Annotated in this window: 15 protein-coding genes and 1 tRNA gene; 11 read left to right on the forward strand and 5 right to left on the reverse strand. The window is 70.1% G+C overall.

Annotated features, from left to right (window positions below; genetic code table 11):
* Positions 1 to 76: 76 nt before the first annotated feature.
* From gltB to pyk, 3 genes are all read left to right on the forward strand, one after another.
* Positions 77 to 4,663, forward strand: coding sequence for a glutamate synthase large subunit (gene gltB, locus ACP7BP_RS09055; RefSeq protein ID WP_426244248.1), 4,587 nt, complete (start codon positions 77 to 79; stop codon positions 4,661 to 4,663).
* The gene (locus ACP7BP_RS09060) at positions 4,656 to 6,131 is read left to right on the forward strand and encodes a glutamate synthase subunit beta (RefSeq protein WP_426244249.1); all 1,476 of its coding nucleotides are present in this window, start codon (positions 4,656 to 4,658) and stop codon (positions 6,129 to 6,131) included. The genes gltB and ACP7BP_RS09060 overlap by 8 nt, the downstream gene beginning before the upstream one ends.
* 63 nt (positions 6,132 to 6,194) lie before the next feature.
* Positions 6,195 to 7,640: a pyruvate kinase gene (pyk, locus tag ACP7BP_RS09065; protein ID WP_426244250.1), complete on the forward strand. Its 1,446-nt coding sequence runs from the start codon at positions 6,195 to 6,197 to the stop codon at positions 7,638 to 7,640.
* 717 nt (positions 7,641 to 8,357) lie between these two features.
* On the opposite strand, the gene ACP7BP_RS09070 is transcribed toward pyk, so the two are convergent.
* Positions 8,358 to 8,430: transfer RNA gene (locus ACP7BP_RS09070), tRNA-Leu, on the reverse strand.
* 120 nt (positions 8,431 to 8,550) lie between these two features.
* Between ACP7BP_RS09070 and ACP7BP_RS09075 the strand changes: the two genes are divergently transcribed.
* The 6 genes from ACP7BP_RS09075 to ACP7BP_RS09100 all read left to right on the forward strand — a co-directional run bounded on the left by ACP7BP_RS09075 (position 8,551) and on the right by ACP7BP_RS09100 (position 14,189).
* On the forward strand, positions 8,551 to 9,114 hold the full coding sequence (locus ACP7BP_RS09075; RefSeq protein WP_426244251.1) for an ANTAR domain-containing response regulator: 564 nt from the start codon (positions 8,551 to 8,553) through the stop codon (positions 9,112 to 9,114).
* Positions 9,115 to 9,285: 171 nt separating this feature from the next.
* A complete protein-coding gene (locus ACP7BP_RS09080) occupies positions 9,286 to 10,446 on the forward strand; it encodes a branched-chain amino acid ABC transporter substrate-binding protein (protein ID WP_426244252.1) in 1,161 nt (386 codons plus the stop codon).
* Between the two features lie 91 nt (positions 10,447 to 10,537).
* Entirely contained in the window at positions 10,538 to 11,533 is a 996-nt protein-coding gene (locus tag ACP7BP_RS09085; RefSeq protein ID WP_426244253.1) for a branched-chain amino acid ABC transporter permease, read from the forward strand.
* Positions 11,530 to 12,690, forward strand: coding sequence for a branched-chain amino acid ABC transporter permease (locus ACP7BP_RS09090; protein WP_426244254.1), 1,161 nt, complete (start codon positions 11,530 to 11,532; stop codon positions 12,688 to 12,690). Before ACP7BP_RS09085 ends, ACP7BP_RS09090 begins: the two co-directional genes overlap by 4 nt.
* Complete coding sequence (locus ACP7BP_RS09095) at positions 12,683 to 13,480, forward strand: ABC transporter ATP-binding protein (protein ID WP_426244255.1); 798 nt, start codon at positions 12,683 to 12,685, stop codon at positions 13,478 to 13,480. Before ACP7BP_RS09090 ends, ACP7BP_RS09095 begins: the two co-directional genes overlap by 8 nt.
* Positions 13,470 to 14,189: an ABC transporter ATP-binding protein gene (locus tag ACP7BP_RS09100; RefSeq protein WP_426244256.1), complete on the forward strand. Its 720-nt coding sequence runs from the start codon at positions 13,470 to 13,472 to the stop codon at positions 14,187 to 14,189. The genes ACP7BP_RS09095 and ACP7BP_RS09100 overlap by 11 nt, the downstream gene beginning before the upstream one ends.
* Positions 14,190 to 14,204: 15 nt before the next feature.
* Here ACP7BP_RS09100 and ACP7BP_RS09105 read toward each other — a convergent pair whose 3' ends face one another.
* On the reverse strand, positions 14,205 to 14,651 hold the full coding sequence (locus ACP7BP_RS09105; protein ID WP_426244258.1) for a GNAT family N-acetyltransferase: 447 nt from the start codon (positions 14,649 to 14,651) through the stop codon (positions 14,205 to 14,207).
* Positions 14,648 to 15,394 carry a DUF554 domain-containing protein gene (locus tag ACP7BP_RS09110; RefSeq protein ID WP_426244259.1) on the reverse strand — a complete coding sequence of 249 codons (747 nt, stop codon included), beginning with the start codon at positions 15,392 to 15,394 and terminating at the stop codon, positions 14,648 to 14,650. Before ACP7BP_RS09110 ends, ACP7BP_RS09105 begins: the two co-directional genes overlap by 4 nt.
* A gap of 131 nt (positions 15,395 to 15,525) precedes the next feature.
* Between ACP7BP_RS09110 and ACP7BP_RS09115 the strand changes: the two genes are divergently transcribed.
* Positions 15,526 to 16,107 carry a GNAT family N-acetyltransferase gene (locus ACP7BP_RS09115; RefSeq protein ID WP_426244782.1) on the forward strand — a complete coding sequence of 194 codons (582 nt, stop codon included), beginning with the start codon at positions 15,526 to 15,528 and terminating at the stop codon, positions 16,105 to 16,107.
* A 3-nt stretch (positions 16,108 to 16,110) separates the two neighbouring features.
* On the opposite strand, the gene ACP7BP_RS09120 is transcribed toward ACP7BP_RS09115, so the two are convergent.
* Positions 16,111 to 16,569, reverse strand: coding sequence for a hotdog fold thioesterase (locus ACP7BP_RS09120; RefSeq protein WP_426244260.1), 459 nt, complete (start codon positions 16,567 to 16,569; stop codon positions 16,111 to 16,113).
* 83 nt (positions 16,570 to 16,652) lie between these two features.
* Between ACP7BP_RS09120 and polA the strand changes: the two genes are divergently transcribed.
* Complete coding sequence (polA, locus tag ACP7BP_RS09125; RefSeq protein ID WP_426244261.1) at positions 16,653 to 19,361, forward strand: DNA polymerase I; 2,709 nt, start codon at positions 16,653 to 16,655, stop codon at positions 19,359 to 19,361.
* On the opposite strand, the gene ACP7BP_RS09130 is transcribed toward polA, so the two are convergent.
* On the reverse strand, positions 19,362 to 20,600 hold the full coding sequence (locus ACP7BP_RS09130) for a lipopolysaccharide biosynthesis protein (RefSeq protein ID WP_426244262.1): 1,239 nt from the start codon (positions 20,598 to 20,600) through the stop codon (positions 19,362 to 19,364).
* Between the last annotated feature and the right edge of the window lie 98 nt (positions 20,601 to 20,698).

The following is a 20,698-nucleotide window of genomic DNA, read 5'->3' on the forward strand; positions in this document are numbered from 1 at the left end:
GTGCCCGGAACCTGCTCCGGCACGGGCCAGCCAGTTCGCCCACCTCGTGGGCGCAGACGACGACGGGAGAATGCACATGCACGCGTTCCCGCCGCCCGCAGCCGGGGCACGACCCGGACCTTGGGCAACCCCGCAAGCCCAGGGGCTCTACGACCCCCGCCACGAGCACGACGCGTGTGGTGTGGCCTTCGTCGCCACGCTCACGGGTGTGGCCAGCCACGACATCGTGGCGAAGGCGCTGACCGCCCTGCGCAACCTCGACCACCGTGGTGCCGCGGGCGCCGAGGTGAACTCCGGCGACGGCGCGGGCATCCTGCTGCAGGTGCCCGACGCGTTCCTGCGCGGCGTGGTCGACTTCGAGCTGCCGCCCCAGCACTCCTACGCCGTCGGTACGGCGTTCGTCCCCGGCGACGCCGAGCAGGTGGCCAAGACCCGCCAGCGCATCGAGGAGATCGCGGCCGAGGAGGGCCTCGCCGTCCTCGGTTGGCGCGACGTCCCGGTCGAACCCGGCATCCTGGGGGCCACCGCGCGCGGAGTGATGCCGGCCTTCATCCAGCTGTTCGTCGCGGGTGACGGCAAGCGGGTCTCCGGCATGGCCCTCGAGCGCCTCGCCTTCTGCCTGCGCAAGCGCGCGGAGCACGAGACCGACGTCTACTTCCCATCGCTGTCGTCGCGCACGCTCGCCTACAAGGGCATGCTCACCACCGATCAGCTCGACAACTTCTTCCCCGACCTGCTCGACGAGCGCATCGCCTCGGCCCTGGCCGTGGTGCACTCCCGCTTCTCCACCAACACGTTCCCGAGCTGGCCGCTGGCCCACCCGTTCCGGTTCATCGCCCACAACGGCGAGATCAACACCGTCATGGGCAACCGCAACTGGATGCGTGCCCGTGAGGCGCTCCTCGACTCCGACCTGATCCCGGGCGACCTCGACCGGCTCTACCCCATCTGCACCCCCGGCCACTCCGACTCCGCGTCCTTCGACGAGGTGCTCGAACTGCTCCACATGGGCGGCCGGTCGCTGCCCCACTCGGTGCTGATGATGATCCCCGAGGCCTGGGAGAACCACACCGAGATGGACGCCGCCCGCAAGGCGTTCTACGAGTTCCACTCGGCCCTGATGGAGCCGTGGGACGGCCCCGCGTGCGTGGTGTTCACCGACGGCTCGCAGATCGGCGCGGTGCTCGACCGCAACGGCCTCCGCCCCTCCCGCTACTGGGTGACCGACGACGGCCTCGTCGTGCTGGCGTCCGAGGTCGGCGTGCTCGACCTCGACCCGGCCACCATCGTGCGCAAGGGCCGGCTGCAGCCGGGCCGGATGTTCCTCGTCGACACCGACGAGCACCGGATCATCGAGGACGAGGAGGTCAAGGCCGAGCTCGCCGCCGAGAACCCCTACGACGAGTGGCTCCACGCTGGTCAGATCCATCTCGACGACATCCCCGAGCGTGAGCACATCGTGCACACCCACGCCTCGGTCACCCGCAGGCAGCAGGTCTTCGGCTACACCGAGGAGGAGCTGCGCGTCCTGCTCACGCCGATGGCCAACACCGGCGCGGAGCCGCTGGGATCGATGGGCACCGACACCCCGATCGCCGCGTTGTCGGAGAAGCCGCGACTGCTCTTCGACTACTTCGCGCAGCTGTTCGCGCAGGTCACGAACCCGCCGCTCGACGCCATCCGCGAGGAGCTCGTGACCTCGCTCTCGGGCACCATCGGCCCGGAGGCCAACCTGCTGGACCCGACGCCCGCGTCGTGCCGCCAGGTCGTGCTGCCGTTCCCGGTGATCTCCAACGACGACCTCGCCAAGATCCGGCACATCAACCGCGACGGCGACATGCCCGGCTTCATCACCCACGTCTCCCGCGGCCTCTACGAGGTCGAGGGCGGCGGCGCCGCGATGGCCTCGCGCCTCGACGAGATCTGCGCCGAGGTGTCCGAGGCGATCGCCGGGGGAGCGCGCATCATCGTGCTCTCCGACCGGCACTGCACCGCAGAGCTGGCGCCGATCCCGTCGCTGCTCCTCACCGGTGCCGTGCACCACCACCTGGTCCGCGAGAAGACCCGCACCCAGGTCGGCCTTCTCGTCGAGGCCGGTGACGTGCGCGAGGTGCACCACGTCGCCCTGCTGATCGGGTACGGCGCGGCCGCGGTCAACGCCTACCTCGCCATGGAGTCCGTCGAAGACCTCGCCCGGGAGGGCTACTACGTCAAGGCCGAGCCCGAGGTGGCGGTCAGGAACCTCGTCAAGGGCCTCGGCAAGGGCGTCTTGAAGGTGATGTCCAAGATGGGCGTCTCCACGGTCGCGTCCTACACCGGCGCGCAGATCTTCGAGGCCGTCGGCCTCTCCCAGAGCGTGGTCGACAAGTACTTCACCGGCACCACGTCCAAGCTCGGCGGCATCGAGCTCGACACGATCGCCGAGGAGGTCGCCCGCCGGCACGCCACGGCGTACCCGCGCGGTGGCATCGCCCCCGCGCACCGCGAGCTGGCGATCGGCGGCGAGTACCAGTGGCGCCGCGAGGGCGAGCCGCACCTGTTCGACCCCGAGACCGTCTTCCGGCTCCAGCACGCCACCCGCTCCGGCCGCTACGACGTCTTCAAGCAGTACACCGCCACGGTCGACGCGCAGTCGGAGCGGCTGATGACGCTGCGTGGGCTCTTCCGGTTCAAAGAGGGCGAGCGGACGCCGATCAGCATCGACGAGGTCGAGCCGGTCTCCGAGATCGTCAAGCGCTTCTCGACCGGCGCGATGTCCTACGGGTCGATCAGCCAGGAGGCGCACGAGACCCTGGCGATCGCCATGAACCGGCTGGGCGGCAAGTCCAACACCGGTGAGGGCGGCGAGGACGCCGATCGCCTCCACGACCCCGAGCGTCGCTCGTCGATCAAGCAGGTGGCGTCGGGCCGGTTCGGCGTGACCAGCGAGTACCTCACCAACGCCGACGACATCCAGATCAAGATGGCGCAGGGCGCGAAGCCGGGCGAGGGCGGCCAGCTGCCCGGTCACAAGGTCTACCCGTGGGTGGCCAAGACCCGGCACTCGACGCCCGGCGTGGGCCTGATCAGCCCGCCGCCGCACCACGACATCTACTCCATCGAGGACCTCGCCCAGCTGATCCACGACCTCAAGAACGCCAACCCCGCGGCGCGGGTGCACGTCAAGCTGGTCGCCGAGGTGGGGGTCGGCACGGTCGCGGCGGGCGTCTCCAAGGCGCACGCCGACGTCGTGCTCATCTCCGGCCACGACGGCGGCACCGGCGCCTCCCCGCTGACGTCGCTCAAGCACGCCGGCGGTCCCTGGGAGCTCGGCCTGGCCGAGACCCAGCAGACGCTGCTGCTCAACGGCCTGCGCGACCGGATCGTGGTGCAGGCCGACGGCCAGCTGAAGACCGGACGCGACGTGGTGATCGCCGCCCTGCTCGGCGCTGAGGAGTACGGCTTCGCCACCGCGCCACTGGTGGTCAGCGGCTGCATCATGATGCGCGTCTGCCACCTCGACACCTGCCCGGTCGGCGTCGCCACCCAGAACCCCGTTCTGCGCGAGCGCTTCACCGGCAAGCCGGAGTTCGTCGTGAACTTCTTCGAGTACGTCGCCGAGGAGGTTCGCGAGATCCTCGCCGAGCTGGGGTTCCGCACCCTGGACGAGGCGATCGGCCAGGTGGGCGTCCTCGACGTCACCCGGGCCGTCGACCACTGGAAGGCGACCGGGCTCGACCTGACGCCGATCCTCCACCAGGTCAACCTCAACGAGGAGTTCGGCGGCCAGTTCGCCGACCAGGACCTGCACCGGACCAAGTCCCAGGACCACGGGCTCGACAAGGCGCTCGACAACCGCCTGATCGAGCTCGCGGCGCCCGCCCTCGAGCGCGGCGAGCAGGTCCGTGCCGAGCTGACCGTCCGCAACGTCAACCGCACCGTCGGCACGATGCTCGGTCACGAGGTGACCAAGCGCTACCGGGGTGCGGGCCTGCCCGACGGGACCATCGACCTCACCCTCACCGGCTCGGCCGGCCAGTCGTTCGGTGCGTTCGTGCCGCGCGGGGTGACCCTGCGACTCGTGGGCGACGCCAACGACTACGTCGGCAAGGGACTCTCCGGCGGCCTCATCGTCGTGCGTCCGCACGACAGCGCCACCTTCGAGGCGCACGAGCAGGTCATCGCCGGCAACACCATCGGGTACGGCGCCACGTCGGGGGAGATCTTCCTGCGTGGCGGGGTGGGCGAGCGGTTCTGCGTGCGCAACTCCGGCGCCACGGCCGTGGTCGAGAGCGTCGGCGACCACGGGTGCGAGTACATGACCGGTGGCCGCGTCGTCGTACTCGGACCGACGGGGCGCAACTTCGCGGCAGGCATGTCCGGCGGCTACGCCTTCGTGCTCGATCTCGACCCGCAGCGGGTCAACCACGAGCTCGTCGGGCTGGCCCCGCTCGACGACGAGCGCGCGGAGGAGCTGCGCGAGCTCGTCGAGCGCCACCGCGACGAGACCGGCTCGACCGTCGCGGCCGGGCTGCTCGCCGACTGGACGGCTGCCCGCACCCGGTTCTCGCTGGTGATGCCGAGCGACTACAAGAGGGTCCTGGAGGCCCGCGCCGAGGCTCTCGCCGAGGGCCTGACCGAGGACGAGGCCGCGGCCCGGATCATGGAGGTGCTTCATGGCTGACCCCAAGGGATTCCTCAAGCACGGCCGCGAGGTGCCTTCGCGTCGCGCCGTCGCCGAGCGCACCCAGGACTGGAACGAGGTCTACCCCGACGGCATCGGCCGTGCGCTGCTGCCGATCATCAGCACCCAGGCGGGTCGCTGCATGGACTGCGGCATCCCGTTCTGCCACCAGGGCTGCCCGCTGGGCAACATCATCCCGGAGTGGAACGACCTGGTCTGGCGTGACGACTGGGAGGGTGCCATCGAGCGGCTGCACGCCACCAACAACTTCCCGGAGTTCACCGGGCGGCTGTGCCCGGCGCCGTGCGAGACCGCCTGCGTGCTGGGCATCAACCAGGACCCCGTCACGATCAAGAACGTCGAGGTCTCCATCATCGACCGCGCCTGGGAGTCCGGCTACGTCCGGCCCCAGCCGCCCGAGTGGCTCTCCGGCAAGACGGTGGCCGTCGTCGGGTCCGGTCCGGCCGGCCTGGCCGCCGCCCAGCAGCTCACCCGCGCGGGCCACACCGTCGCGGTCTACGAGCGGGCCGACAAGATCGGGGGCCTGCTCCGCTACGGCATCCCCGAGTTCAAGATGGAGAAGAAGCACCTCGACCGCCGGCTCGAGCAGATGCGCCGCGAGGGCACCGTCTTCCGCGCCGGCGTGAGCGTGGGCACCGGCGAGCTGACCGGCACCCGGCTGCGCGAGCGGTACGACGCCGTGGTGCTGGCCACCGGCTCGACCGTGGGCCGCGACCTCGACGTGCCCGGCCGCGAGCTCGACGGCATCCACCAGGCGATGGAGTTCCTCCCGCAGTCCAACCGCGTCTCGCTCGGCGAGGAGGTCGAGGGCCAGATCACCGCCGAGGGACGCAACGTCGTCATCATCGGCGGAGGCGACACGGGAGCCGACTGCCTCGGCACCTCGATCCGTCAGGGTGCCGCGTCCATCACCCAGCTCGAGATCATGGCCCGGCCCCCCGAGCAGCGGCCCGAGGGCCAGCCGTGGCCGTCGTACCCGATGACCTTCCGGGTGTCCTCGGCCCACGAGGAGGGCGCCTCACTGGGTGTGCAGAGTCGCGTCTACGCCACCTCGACCACCGAGTTCCTCGGCGACGAGCAGGGCCGGGTGCGCGCCCTGCGCGTGGTCGACGTCGACGAGAGGTTCCAGCCGGTGCCGGGCACCGACCGGGAGATCCCGGCCGAGCTGGTGCTGTTCGCGATGGGCTTCACTGGTCCCGAGAGGGAGGGCCTGGTCGAGCAGCTCGGGGTCGACCTGGACGAGCGCGGCAACGTCGCGCGGGACGGCCAGTACGCCGCGTCCGTGCCGGGTGTCTTCGTGGCCGGCGACGCCGGTCGTGGGCAGTCGCTGATCGTGTGGGCCATCGCCGAAGGACGTGCCGCAGCGGCCGCCGTCGACACCTACCTCACCGGCTCGACGACGCTGCCCGTCCCGATCCCGCCGACCGCTCGGCCGCTGACCGTCTGACTCGTTCGACCGGCTGGCTCGGCAGCCACTCGGATTGGATCGTTCAAGTAGTAGGGTCGCGGCGTGCGTAGAGCAAAGATCGTCTGCACCCTCGGTCCGGCGACCTCGTCGCCCGAGCAGATCCGGACCCTCGTCGACGCCGGCATGGATGTCGCCCGGCTCAACATGAGCCACGGCTCCCACGATGACCATGCCCGCAGCTACCGCCTCGTGCGCGAGGCGAGCGACGCGACCGGTCACGGCGTGGGCATCTTCGCCGACCTGCAGGGGCCGAAGATCCGCCTCGAGAGGTTCGCCGACGGCCCGGTCGAGCTCGAGGTCGGCCAGACCTGGACCATCACCACCCGCGACGTGATGGGTGACGGAGTCATCTGCGGGACGACGTACAAGGGGCTGCCCGGCGACGTCGCCCCCGGCGACCCGATCCTCATCGACGACGGCCGGGTCCGGCTGAAGGTCATCGAGGTCAGCGACACCGACGTCACGACCGAGGTGATGGTCGGCGGACCGGTCAGCAACAACAAGGGCATCAACCTGCCCGGGGTGGCGGTCTCCGTGCCGGCGGTGTCGGCGAAGGACATCGACGACCTCCGGTTCGCCCTGCGCCTGAGCGTCGACTTCGTGGCCCTGTCGTTCGTGCGGTCGGCCGCCGACGCCGACGACGTCCGGCGCGTGATGCGCGAGGAGGGGGTGATGGTCCCGCTGATCGCCAAGATCGAGAAGCCGCAGGCGATCAACAACATCGACGAGATCGTCAACGCGTTCGACGGGTTCATGGTCGCCCGCGGCGACCTCGGCGTCGAGTGTCCCCTCGAGGACGTGCCGTTCCTCCAGAAGCTCGTCGTCGAGAAGGCCCGCCGCAACGCCAAGCCGGTGATCGTGGCGACCCAGATGCTCGAGTCGATGATCAGCAACCCCGCCCCGACGCGCGCGGAGGCCAGTGACGTGGCGAACGCCGTGCTCGACGGTGCCGATGCGGTGATGCTCTCGGGGGAGACGAGCGTGGGTGCCTACCCGTTCGAGGCGGTGCGCACCATGGCCCGCATCATCAGCTCGACCGAGGACCACGCCCTGCCGAGCATGGCCGCCATCGACTGGCAGCCGCGCACCCCCGGAGGCGTTATCGCGAAGGCTGCCGCCGAGGTCGCGGAGCGCACCGACGCGTCGTACCTCGTCGCCTTCACCCAGAGCGGCGACTCCGCCCGCCGGCTGGCTCGCTACCGCGGCTCGATCCCGGTGCTGGCCTTCACCCCGGAGCCCGTGGTCCGCTCGCAGCTGTCGCTCACCTGGGGCGTCGAGACGTTCCTGACCCAGACGGTCGAGCACACTGACGAGATGGTGCGCCAGGTCGACGAGGCGCTGCTGCAGATCGGCCGCGTCAAGGAGGGCGACCGGGTCGTCATCATCGCGGGCAGCCCGCCCGGCATCCCCGGGTCGACCAACGCGCTGCGCATCCACCGGATGGGCGACGCGATCAACGAGGTCGCCCCGGCCTACCGACGCCGCTGACCTGACCGGACGGTCCGCAAAGTCCTCATGTCCTGCCGGTCCTGGTCGATGGTCCACGCGTGACCCGACGCCACTGACCTGGCGTGGGCGCGTCGTGGGCGTCGCCACCACCCCGTACGTCGCCCCGGCTCTCCGTGTGAGCGCAGTCGGTCCCGCCCGAGGCACATGGGGTTCCCCGGGCGGGGCCGTCGTGGTGCCGGGCAGTCGGCTCGTGGGGCTGTCGTTTGGTCCCAAACCGCAGGTTTTCGGGCCCCTGGCGTGCGGTTTCTGCCCAATCGAGGGTGTGGAAGCGCGGTGTGCTGCGGCGGCTCCGTGGGGCGGGGGAGCGGGCGATGTGCGGCGTGGGGGTGGTCGTTTGGTCCCAAACCGCAGGTTTTCGGGCCCCGGGCGTGCGGTTTCTGCCCAATCGTGGGTGTGGAAGCGCGGTGTGCTGCGGCGGCTCCGTGCGGCGGGGGAGCTGCCGATGTGCGGCGTGGGGGTTGTCGTTTGGTCCCAAACCGCAGGTTTTCGGGCCCCGGACGTGCGGTTTCTGCCCAATCGTGGGTGTGGAAGCGCGGTGTGCTGCGGCGGCTCCGTGCGGCGGAGGAGCTGCCGATGTGCGGCGTGGGGGTTGTCGTTTGGTCCCAAACCGCAGGTTTTTAGGCCCCGGACGTGCGGTTTCTGCCCAACCGACGGCCCCCGAGCACCCGGGCAGCCGGACGAGCGACCCAGCACGGGTGCCCCGGGTGAGATTCGAACTCACACTGGATGGTGTTTGAGACCATTGTCTCTGCCGTTGGACTACCGGGGCTCGGCGACCGCAAACGCTACCCGACCCGGCAGGCACCCTCGACTGGGGAGTGGCCCGGCGCGGCGATAGCCTGCGGGTGTGTGCCCACTTCCGTCGGAGACCCCCGCTTCGCCCCGTGTCGTGATCGCCGAGGACGAGGCCCTCATCCGGATGGACCTCGCGGAGATGCTGGCCGAGGAGGGATACGACGTCGTCGGCCAGGCCGGCGACGGCGCCCGGGCGATCGAGCTGGCGCTGGAGCTCCGCCCCGACCTGGTGATCCTGGACGTGAAGATGCCGGTGCTCGACGGCATCGCCGCAGCCGAGCGGATCGCGGAGGAGCGGATCGCGCCGGTCGTCATCCTGACGGCCTTCTCCCAGCGCGAGCTGGTCGAGCGGGCCCGCGACGCCGGCGCCATGGCCTACCTGGTCAAGCCGTTCACCAAGCAGGACCTCGTGCCGGCCATCGCGATGGCGGTCAGCCGCTTCGCTGAGACGCAGTCGCTGGAGGCCGAGGTGGCCGACCTCACGGAGCGCCTGGAGACCCGCAAGGCCATGGATCGGGCCAAGGGCATGCTGCAGGCAGAGCTGGGCCTGAGCGAGCCCGAGGCCTTCCGCTGGATCCAGCGCACGGCCATGGATCTGCGGCTCTCGATGCGCCAGGTGGCCGAGGGAGTGGTCGAGCACGGGGTGCCCAGCAGGTGACGGCGGCGTAACCCGGGGGGCAGGCGTTCGTTACGCCGTACGTCACGAATCGGCAACGAACGAAATACCCCTCTGCTGAGTCATGCCCACGCCGCGTTCTTGGTGCTAGGTTTCGGTCCACCAACGACCGTGGTGTGATTCACGCCTGCGGCCCAGCTCTGCGGAGGATTCATGACCCGTTCCAAGAAGCACGTGCGCGCACTCGCCGCACTGATTGCCACTGCAGGGCTCACCCTGAGCGCCTGTGGTACGACCGACGACGGTGGCGACGGCGGCGGTGGCGGCGGCAGCGACAGCGCCGCCTGCGACGTGACGCTGGCTTTCTTCGGCCCGCAGACCGGCCCGGCCGCCGGCCTCGGTGAGCCGATCATCAACGGCGCGCAGCTGGCCATCGACCAGTACAACGAGGACGCCGACTGCGAGGTCGGCTTCGACAAGATCGACTCGCAGGGCAGCCCCGACCAGGCCCCCTCGCTGGCCACCGAGGCCGTGGGCAACGACGCCATCATCGGCGTCGTCGGACCCGCCTTCTCCGGTGAGTCGGCAGCGGCCGGACCCATCTTCGCCGAGGGCGGCCTCCCGACGATCTCCCCGTCCGCGACCAACCCGACGCTCGCCGAGAACGGCTGGGACACCTTCCACCGTGCGCTCGGCAACGACGCCACCCAGGGCCCGGCTGCCGCGAAGTACATCCGCGACACCATCAAGGCCAAGGCGATCTTCGTGATCGACGACGCGTCCGAATACGGCGCCGGCCTCGCCGGCATCGTCCAGGACGAGCTGGGCGACATGGTCGTCGACTCCGACACGATCCAGGTCGGGCAGACCGACTTCTCCGCCACCGTGACCAAGGCGAACTCCTCCAAGGCCGACACGGTGTTCTTCGGCGGCTACTACGCCGAGGCGGGACTGCTCGTCCGGCAGCTGCGCGAGGCCGGCTTCAAGGGCACCTTCGTGGTGGCCGACGGCGTGAAGGACCCCGGTTACATCGAGGCAGCGCGCGACGCCGCCGAGGGCACCATCGTCACCTGCCCGTGCATCCCCGCCGAGGACCCGGCCGTGACCGAGTTCGCCGACGCCTACGAGGCCGAGTTCGGTGGCCCCCCCGGCACCTACGCCGCTGAGGCGTACGACTCGGCGAACATCTTCCTCGACGGCATCGAGGAGGGCATCAGCACCCGCGAGGACATGCTGGAGTTCGTCAACAACTACGACGAGGCCGGCGTCACCAAGCAGCTGAAGTTCGACGAGACCGGCGAGCCGGCCGACGTCCACGTCTACGCCTACAAGGTCGAGGGCGGCGAGATCGTCTCCGACCAGGAGATCAGCTGACGGGTTAGCTGAAGAACAAGCATCAATCGTTGCGGCCGGGGGGCATGCCCCCCGGCCTCAACCATGCAACACTCAAGGCCCTGGAGGCTTGGTGAACTTCGACTTCCTGTTCAGCAACTTGCCCGAACTGACCGTCACTGGTCTGGCGTTCGGCGCGATCTATGCCCTCATCGCCCTCGGCTACACCATGGTGTACGGCGTCCTGCAGCTCATCAACTTCGCTCACTCCGAAGTGTTCATGTACGGCACCTTCGCCGCACTGTGGACCGTGATGGCGCTCGGCGGTGACGGCGACGTGGGCACCGGCCGGACCATCGTGATCTTGGTGGCGGCGTTGTTCGCGGCGATGGCGATGTCCGCCGCGATCGCACTGATCCTCGAGAAGTTCGCCTACCGGCCGCTCCTCAAGCGCAACGCGCCCCGGCTGATCGCCCTGATCTCCGCGATCGGCGCCTCGTTCGTGCTGGCCGAGCTGATGGGCCTGCGCGACCGGGTGGCCGGTTGGTTCGGCCTCGAGGACAACCTGAGCGAGTACGTCAGCGGCGCGCGGATCAACCGCAGCATGCCGTCGATCCTGCAGCGGCAGGACCTGTTCTCCATCGGCAACTACCGGGTCACCACCCTCGACCTGCTGGTCATCGGCTCGGCGATCTTGATGATGGTCGCCCTCGACCAGTTCGTCCGGCGATCCCGGCTCGGCCGGGGCATCCGGGCGACCGCCCAGGACCCGGAGACGGCAGCCCTCATGGGCGTCAACGCGACGCGTGCCGTGCAGGTGACCTTCCTGCTCGGCGGCATCATGGCCGGCGCCGCAGCCTTCCTCTACATGCTGAAGATCGGCTCCACCCGGTACGACGCGGGCTTCCTGCTCGGGGTCAAGGCGTTCACCGCCGCCGTGCTCGGTGGCATCGGCAACCTGCGGGGTGCGCTGCTGGGTGGCCTGGTCCTCGGTGTCGTGGAGAACTGGGGATCGGCGCTCTTCGGCTCGGAGTGGCGCGACGTCGTCGCGTTCGTGCTGCTCGTCGTCATCCTGCTCTTCCGCCCCACCGGCATCTTGGGCGAGTCCCTCGGAAAGGCACGCACGTGAGCACGTCGACCGCCCCACGGGGCACCAAGATCAAGTCCCTGGGACTGCGGGAGCGGATGGCCGGGCTGCCCAAGCCGGTCAAGGTCGCGCTGCTCATCCTGGCCGCGTTGCTGGCGTACGCGCTTCCCCTGCTCGAGCCGCCCTTCATCTCCCCGCCCGGCACCGACTTCGGCGGCGTGCTGTTCACCGTGACCATCTACTGCATCGTGGCGCTCGGCCTGAACATCGTCGTCGGCTACGCCGGTCTGCTCGACCTCGGCTACATCGGCTTCTACGCGGTCGGCGCCTACACCGCCGCCATCTTGACCTCGTTCCACGCCAACTGGCCGCTGCTGCTGGCCATCCCCGTCGCGATGGTGACGACGACGATCTCCGGCATCCTGCTCGGGGCGCCGACGCTGCGCGTGCGCGGCGACTACCTCGCGATCGTGACGCTCGGCTTCGGCGAGATCATCCGGCTCGTCGCGGTCAACTCCGGGTGGCTGGGCGACTCCCGGGGCATCTCCAACATCGCCCGCCCGCCGAGCCTGAACCTCTTCGAGATCCCGCACCTCAACTGGGACACCGGCGTCCCGCTGCTGGACTTCAACGACACGACCAAGTTCGTCGAGTTCGGCGTGCTCGACCAGATCCCCTACTACTGGCTCGGCCTGACGGTCGTCATCATCGTGCTGTTCGCCGACCGCCTGGTCAAGGACAGCCGCGTCGGGCGCGCGTGGGAGGCGACCCGCGAGGACGAGGACGCCGCCGAGCTGATGGGCGTGCCGACGTTCAAGTTCAAGCTCCTCGCCTTCGCCTCCGGCGCCTTCATCGGCGGCCTGGCCGGCGCCCTGTACGCCAGCCGGCAGAGCTTCATCAACCCCTTGTCGTTCCCGCTGCTCTTCTCGATCCTGTTCCTGGCGGCCGTCGTGGTCGGCGGACAGGGCAACCGGTGGGGCGTCGTGGTGGGCGCGATCCTGGTGGCCTACCTCCCCGAGAGGTTCCGTGACTTCGCCGACTTCCGCGTGCTGGTCTTCGGCCTGGCGCTGATGCTCCTCGCCATCCTCCGGCCGGAGGGCCTGCTGCCGCCGCGCCGTACGGTGAGAGCCAAACAGATGCAGCAGGAGATCGAAGCCCTCGAAGTGGGCACCGACGACGAGGAGGGGTCCCGTGTCTGAGCAGACCGACACGAGGGCCACGGTCCTCGACGTCTCGAACCTCACACTGCAGTTCGGTGGCCTCACGGCCCTCGACGACGTGTCCTTCGAGATCCGCGAGGGCGAGATCCTCGGCCTCATCGGGCCCAACGGCGCCGGCAAGACGACCTGCTTCAACGCGATCACGGGTGTCTACTCGCCCACGAGCGGAGACATCCGCTTCCAAGGCACGTCGCTGAAGGGCCGCAAGCGGTTCCAGATCACCAAGCTCGGCATCGCCCGGACGTTCCAGAACATCCGGCTCTTCAAGGCGATGACCGCGCTCGAGAACGTCATGGTCGGCGCCGACGCCCAGCACTCCACCGGCATGGCGAGTGCCCTGTTCCGCCTGCCGCGTCACCGTCGCGAGGAGGAGCACGGCCACACCCGCGGCATGGAGCTGCTGCGGTTCATGGGGATCGAGCGGCACGCCGACGAGCTCGCCGCCAACCTGTCCTACGGCGACCAGCGGCGCCTGGAGATCGCACGGGCGATGGCGACCGAGCCCAAGCTGATCTGCCTCGACGAGCCGGCCGCCGGCTTCAACCCCGCAGAGAAGGTCAAGCTCATGGAGCTGATCAAGCGGGTGCGCGACCAGGGCTACACCGTGCTCCTCATCGAGCACGACATGAAGCTCGTGATGGGGGTGACGGACCGGATCGTCGTCTTGGAGTTCGGACGAAAGATCGCGGAGGGCAAGCCCGACGAGATCCGTGACAACCCCGCCGTGATCGCCGCCTACCTGGGAGTGGATGAAGAAGATGCTTCTTGAGGTAGAAGGTCTGTGCGTCAACTACGGACACATCGAGGCCATTCGCGACATCACCTTCGACGTCGAGGAAGGCAGCATCACCACGCTGATCGGCGCCAACGGTGCCGGCAAGACCACCACGCTCAAGACCCTCTCGGGTCTGCGCAAGGTGCGCGAGGGCACGGTGCGGTTCGACGGCAAGGACATCACGTCCCTGCCGCCGCACGAGCGCGTCAGCCTCGGCATCAGCCAGTCGCCTGAGGGCCGGGGCATCTTCGTGGGCATGACAGTGCGCGACAACCTCGAGATGGGCGCCTACGTCCGCAAGGACCGTGGCTCGGCCGCTCACAAGGCCGACTTCGAACGGGTGATGACGCTCTTCCCGCGGCTCCACGAGCGGATCGGGCAGGTCGCCGGCACCATGTCGGGCGGTGAGCAGCAGATGCTGGCCATCGGCCGGGCGCTGATGGCCAAGCCGAGGCTGATCCTGCTCGACGAGCCGTCGATGGGCCTGGCGCCCAAGCTGATCCAGCAGATCTTCTCGATCGTCACGGAGATCAACCAGCAGGGCACCACGGTGCTGCTGGTCGAGCAGAACGCCGCCCAGGCGCTCAAGCGCGCCGACACCGCGCACATCCTCGAGACGGGGGAGATCGTCCGCTCAGGCACCGGCGCGGAGCTCGCCGGCGACGACGCGGTCAAGGCCGCCTACCTGGGCGGAGACGTCTAGACCTGCGGCAACGCCTCAGAGCTGCAGCTTGAAGCCCTCGTGGGACGCCCGGAAGCCCAGCCGCTCGTAGAAGCGGTGGGCGTCCGGTCGCGACTTGTCGGTCGTCAGCTGCACCAGCGCGCAGCCGCGGCGCCTCGCCTCGTCGACCGCCCACGCGACCAGGTCCGCGCCGAGGCCCCGGCTGCGGTGGTCGTGGTGCACCCGCACCCCCTCCAGCTGCGCACGCAGGGCGCCGCGCCGGGACAGGCCGGGGATGAACGACAGCTGCATGGTGCCGACGACTCGGTCCCCACCGACCGCGACGAGGAGCAGCTGCCCCGGGTCGGCCGCGATGGCGTCGTACGCCGCGCGGTAGGGCGTCAGGTCGTCGAGCTGCTCCCGGCCACTGCCCAGCGGGTCGTCGGCCAGCAGGGCGACGATGGCCGGCAGGTCACCGGCCTCGGCCCGCCGCACCTGCGTCACTGCAGCGCCCCGACGAGGGCCACCAGCAGCGGGGCGACGAGCAGGGCCGGGAGCAGGTCGGCGACCGGGATCTCCCTGATCCGCAGCAGTCGCAGCGCCACGCCCACCAGAAGCAGCCCGCCGGTGGCGGTGAGCGCGGCGAGGTGAGCGTCCGGCAGCACGTCGCCCAGCACCACGCCGACGATGGTGAGCCCGCCCTGGATCACCAGCACGGTGAGCGCACTGGCGGCCACCCCCCAGCCGAACGACGCGGCGAAGGCGATCGCGGCGAACCCGTCGAGCGTGGCCTTGAGGAACAGCTGGTCGGCACCGTTGCCCAGGCCGTCGCTGAGCGAGCCCAGGATCGTCAGCGGACCGGTGCAGAAGAGCAGCGAGGAGGCCACAAAGCCCTCCACGAACCGGTGCCGCTCGGCCGAGCTCGCCCCACTGGCCAGCCGGCGCTGAAGCCAGCCGCCGAGCGACTCCACCCGCGTCTCGAGCCGCAGCAGGGATCCGGCGATCCCGCCGATCAGCAGCGAGCCCAGCACGATGAGCATCGGCGCGCTGGAGCCGACGGCGTCGGCGAGCACGGGGTCCAGGACGGACCACGCCGACGTCCCCGCGATGAGCAGGGTGACCAGGCCCAGTGCGTCGGTGACGACGTCGCGGGTGCGCTCGGGCAACCGGTGTCCCAGCAGTACGCCGAGGCCGGCGCCGAGCAGCACGGTCGCGACGTTCGTGAGGGTGCCGATTCCGGTGATCAAGGGACTCCTATGCGTAGCGGGAAGCAAGAGCGTAGTCTCGGGCGTCGGTGCTCACGGGGGTGAGAGGCATCCACCCTGTCTGCGATCCGGAGGTGAGTATGAGTCGGCACCCCACACATGCACGCGTGACCATGCGCGACGCTGTCCCTGACGATGTGGCGTTCCTGCGTGAGCTGTGGGCCGACGTCGTACGCCGCGCCGATCCGGCCGACCAGGACGAGGACCTGCACACCGTCATCGGTGCCGCCGGGATCACCGACGACGACCGTCTGATCGTCGCGGAGTACGACGGCGAGCGGGCCGGCGCGGTCTACCTCCGGGCCACCACGGTGACACCGATCAACCTCGAGCGACTCGTGCAGGCGGTGTCGCCGCACGTGCTCCCGCAGTTCCGCCGCCACGGCATCGGCTCCGCGCTGATGGAGGCGGCCGTCGTGTTCGCCGAGGAGCGCGGCATCGGCCACGTCGGCGCGGCGGCCACGTCGTCCTCCCGCGACTCCAACCGCTTCTTCGCCCGGCTCTCGATGGGCCCGCAGGCGGTGCTCCGGGTCGCCACGACCCACGCCGTACGCCTCAAGCTCAATGCCCAGCGCTCGTCGCTCAGCCACCCGCCGTTCGCCGCCCTGGCCGGCACGAAGGGCGGGACCAGGCACATCGAGCGCGTGCTCGCCGCGCGCCGCGGCCGGCGCCGCGAGCGGGCTTCGGCTACCTGAGCCTCACCCTCCGACGCGAGCGGCCGGGATCAGCGCGCAGGTGATGCGCGAGGTGCACACCCGCTTGCCGCGCTCGTCGGTGATGACGATCTCGTACGACGCCATGGTGCGGCCCAGGTGCACGGCCGTGGCGACCCCGGTGACGGTGCCCTCGGTGGCCGTCCGGTGGTGGGTCGCGTTGATGTCGACCCCGACGGAGCGGCGATCGGGGTAGGCGTGGATCGCCGACCCGATCGAGCCCAGCGTCTCGGCCAGCACGACCGACGCACCGCCGTGCAGCAGGCCGTACGGCTGGGTGTTGCCCAGGACGGGCATGGTCGCGACGACGCGTTCTGGGCCGAGCTCGGTGATCTCGATGCCCATCTTCTCGTTGAGCCTGCCCATGCCCTCGGGCAGCAGGGCCAGGAACTCGGGGATCGACAGGTCGGCGAGGGAGGCGGGCGGGTCGGGGTGTCCGGTCATGGGCTCCATTGTGCTGGCCATGGTGTGGGCGGCGCTGGGTGGAGGGGCGTCGCACTGTCGGTGACCCTCGATAGAGTCGCGTCGTGCCCGACGCTGAGCTCGACCCCGAGATCCGACCGCGCCTGCTCCTGCTCGACGGTCACTCGCTGGCCTACCGCGCGTTCTTCGCGCTGCCGGTGGAGAACTTCTCCACCACCACCGGTCAGCCCACCAACGCCGTCTACGGCTTCACCTCGATGCTCATCAACGTGATGCGCGACGAGGTGCCGACGCACATCGCGGTGGCGTTCGACAAGTCGCGCCAGACCTTCCGGCTGGAGGAGTACCCCGAGTACAAGGCGAAGCGCAACAAGACGCCCGACGAGTTCAAGAGCCAGCTGCCGCTGATCAAGGAGGTGCTCGACGCCCTCCACATCAAGCACGTCGAGCTCGACGGCTTCGAGGCCGACGACATCATCGCCACGCTGACCACGCAGTCCGTGGCGCAGGGCCACGAGGTGCTGATCCTCACCGGCGACCGAGACTCGCTCCAGCTCGTCGGCACCGACTCGACCGTGCTCTACCCCATGCGCGGCGTCAGCGAGCTGGCCCGGATGACCCCCGACGCCGTGGAGGGCAAGTACGGCGTCCCGCCGCACCGCTATCCCGAGCTGGCCGCCCTCGTCGGCGAGGACTCCGACAACCTCCCGGGCGTTCCCGGCGTGGGGCCCAAGACCGCCGCGAAGTGGATCAACGAGTACGACGGCCTCGAGGGCGTCATCACCCACGCCGACAAGATCAAGGGCAAGGCGGGCGACAACCTGCGCGCCCACCTCGCCGACGTGATGCGCAACCGCAAGCTCAACGCGCTGGTGTGCGACCTGCCGCTGCCCATCGGCCCGGGCGACCTGGGCCGCCAGCCGTGGGACCGCCACGAGGTGCACACCCTCTTCGACGGCCTGGAGTTCCGGGTGCTGCGCGACCGGCTCTTCGAGACCCTGGAGTCGGAGGAGGTCATCGACGACTCGGGCTTCGACCTCCGGGCCGAGCGGCTCGAGCCGGGGGCGCTCGCTGCCTGGCTGGCGGAGCACGCGGCCGGCGCCGAGCGGGTCGGGCTGGCCGTGCAGGGCAGCTGGCGGGCCGGCACCGGGGAGGTCTACTCCGTGGCACTCGCGGCCGGTGACGGCACCGCCGCCTGGCTCGACGCCACCGAGGTCACCCCCGACGACGACGCCGCGATGGTGTCGTGGCTCGGCGACCCGACGCGGCCCAAGGTCATGCACGACGCCAAGGGCCCGATGCTGGCCCTGGCCGCGCGCGGCTGGCACCTCGCCGGCCTGGTCGTCGACACCGCGCTCGCGGCCTACCTCGTCCGTCCCGACCAGCGCTCCTACGACCTGGCCGACCTCACCCTGCGCTACCTCAAGCGGGAGCTGAAGCAGGAGTCCGCCGACGCCGAGCAGCTCAGCTTCGACACCCTGGGCGAGTCGATGGGCGACCACGGCGCGAGCGACACCGCCATGCTCAACGCCCGGGCGGTGCTCGACCTGGCCGAGGCGCTCGACGCCGCGGTCGAGGAGCACGGCGGCACCGGCCTGCTCGCCGACGTCGAGCTGCCTCTCGTCGACACGCTGTCGCGGATGGAGCAGGTGGGCATCGCCGTCGACCTCGACCACCTCGAGTCGCTCGAGTCGGAGTTCGGGGTGGAGGTCAACAAGGCCGCCGCCGACGCCTACGCCGTGATCGGGAAGGAGATCAACCTCGGCTCGCCCAAGCAGCTGCAGGTGGTGCTCTTCGACGAGTTGGCGATGCCCAAGACCAAGCGCACCAAGACCGGCTACACCACCGACGCCGACGCGCTGCAGGGTCTCTTCGAGAAGACCGAGCACCCGTTCCTGCTGCACCTGCTGCGGCACCGCGACGTCATCCGGCTGCGCCAGACGGTCGAGGGGCTGCTCAAGACCGTCGCGTCCGACGGCCGCATCCACACGACGTTCAACCAGCTCATCGCGGCCACCGGCCGCCTCTCCAGCACCGACCCCAACCTGCAGAACATCCCGGTCCGCACCGAGGAGGGCCGGCGCATCCGTGAGGGCTTCGTGGTGGGCGGGGGCTTCGAGTGCCTGATGACCGCCGACTACAGCCAGATCGAGATGCGGATCATGGCTCACCTGTCCGAGGACGCCGAGCTCATCGAGGCGTTCCGGTCGGCCAAGGACTTCCACTCCATCACCGCCGCGAAGGTCTTCGAGGTGGCCCCGGAGTCGGTCACCATCGAGATGCGCGCCAAGATCAAGGCGATGAACTACGGCCTGGCCTACGGCTTGTCCGCCTACGGCCTCTCCCAGCAGCTGCGCATCGAGCCGGCCGAGGCCCGGCTGCTGATGGACGACTACTTCGAGACGTTCGGCGGGGTGCGCGACTACCTCGGCGGCATCGTCGAGGAGGCCCGCAGGTCCGGCTTCACCGAGACCATCTGGGGCCGGCGCCGCTACCTGCCCGATCTCACCAGCGACAACCGGCAGCGGCGGGAGATGGCCGAGCGGATGGCCCTCAACGCCCCGATCCAGGGGTCGGCTGCCGACCTCATCAAGGTCGCGATGCTCAACGTCGAGCGTGCCATCACCGAGCAGGGGATGGCCTCCCGGATGCTCCTGCAGGTGCACGACGAGCTCGTCTTCGAGGTGGCCCAGGGGGAGCGGGAGGCCCTGGACGCGCTGGTGCGCGAGCAGATGGGCAGCGCCGCCGACCTCGCCGTTCCCCTCAGCGTCTCCGTCGGGACCGGCCACAGCTGGCACGAGGCCGCCCACTGATCAGGCGACCTGCTCCGCTCGCTCGTCGCGCATGAGGTAGACGTTGATGCCCAGCAGCACCAGGAGCAGGGCGGCGTCGACGGCCACCACGATGGCCACGAGCGAGCTCAGGTCGTCGGCAGTCACGCCGACTCCGATGAGGACGGCCAGCGCGGCCCACACGAGGTAGACCGACCGCTGCCCCTGGCGGGCCAGCACGGAGTAGACGAGCAGCTGCAGCATGGAGAGCAGCGTCCCGAGGACGGCGAAGACCCAGAGCTGGGACTTGATCTCCGCGTAGTCCGCCCCGCCGACGAAGACGATGGCCACGTCGGCCAGCGCCCAGGCGGCGAGGGTGCCGACCACGCCCAGGGCCGCGACGACACCCAGGCTGCGCGTCAGGGCACGGCGTGCCTGGCCGGCCGTGGCCATCGACGGGAACGCGACCACGACGACGAACTGGGGGAGGAACAGCATGGCCTTGGCGAGGATGAGCCCACCGGCGTAGAGACCGGCGGCGTGCTCGTCGAGGACGTTGCGAGCCACGATGATGTCGACGTTGGAGAGGGCGAAGAACGCCAGCAGCGCCTGGGAGTTGTGGAGGCTCTCGCGCAGGATCTGACGGCCGGCGTGGTGCTCGCTGACGAGACCGGGCGCGCGCTGGTGGCGCAGCGCCCACCAGCCGACGAGCACCGGCGCGCATCCGCCGACCGCGACCCCGACGAGCGCCCAGGCCTCGGTCGGCTGCCACAGGATGAGCGCCGTGCCGAGCACGAGCCGGGGCACACCGGCGGCGAGGTAGAGCGCCGCGAGGGCCGCCCACCGCCGCTCGCCCTGGAGCGTGCCCGCCTGGCCGCCCATCACGGTCACGGGCACCGCGGCGAAGGCCAGCACCACGGCGGTGGTGAGGCTGTCGAGCCGCAGGACGTGGTTGACGACGGGCGCCAGCAACAGGAGGAGTACGCCGAGGCCCAGCGACGCGCGGTAGGTGACCCGCATGATCGCCGCCTCGATCTGCCCGACGTGGTCGGGATCGGCCGAGATGCGGCGCGCGGCAGTCGCCTGCAGGCCGAGCGAGACGACGCTGATCACCAGCAGCACGTTCATCAGGGCGGCGAAGGCGCCGTACTGCTGAGGCCCGAGCACGTTGGCCGCGATCATCGTGTAGCCGTAGGTGGCCACGTTCATGACGCCCATCGCCACCGCGATGCTGCTGCCTCCACCCAGGACCTGGCGGGTGCGCTGGGAGGACTGGGTCACCCGACCGAGCCTAGGACCTCGCCTCGGGGGCCCACGAACCGACGAGCCGCAATTCACGGGTTCACGAGCGAGTGTGAGGTAAGTTACTCTTCGGTTCG

It is taken from the genome of Nocardioides sp. LHG3406-4 (assembly GCF_049897745.1).
Classification (GTDB): Bacteria; Actinomycetota; Actinomycetes; order Propionibacteriales; family Nocardioidaceae; genus Nocardioides.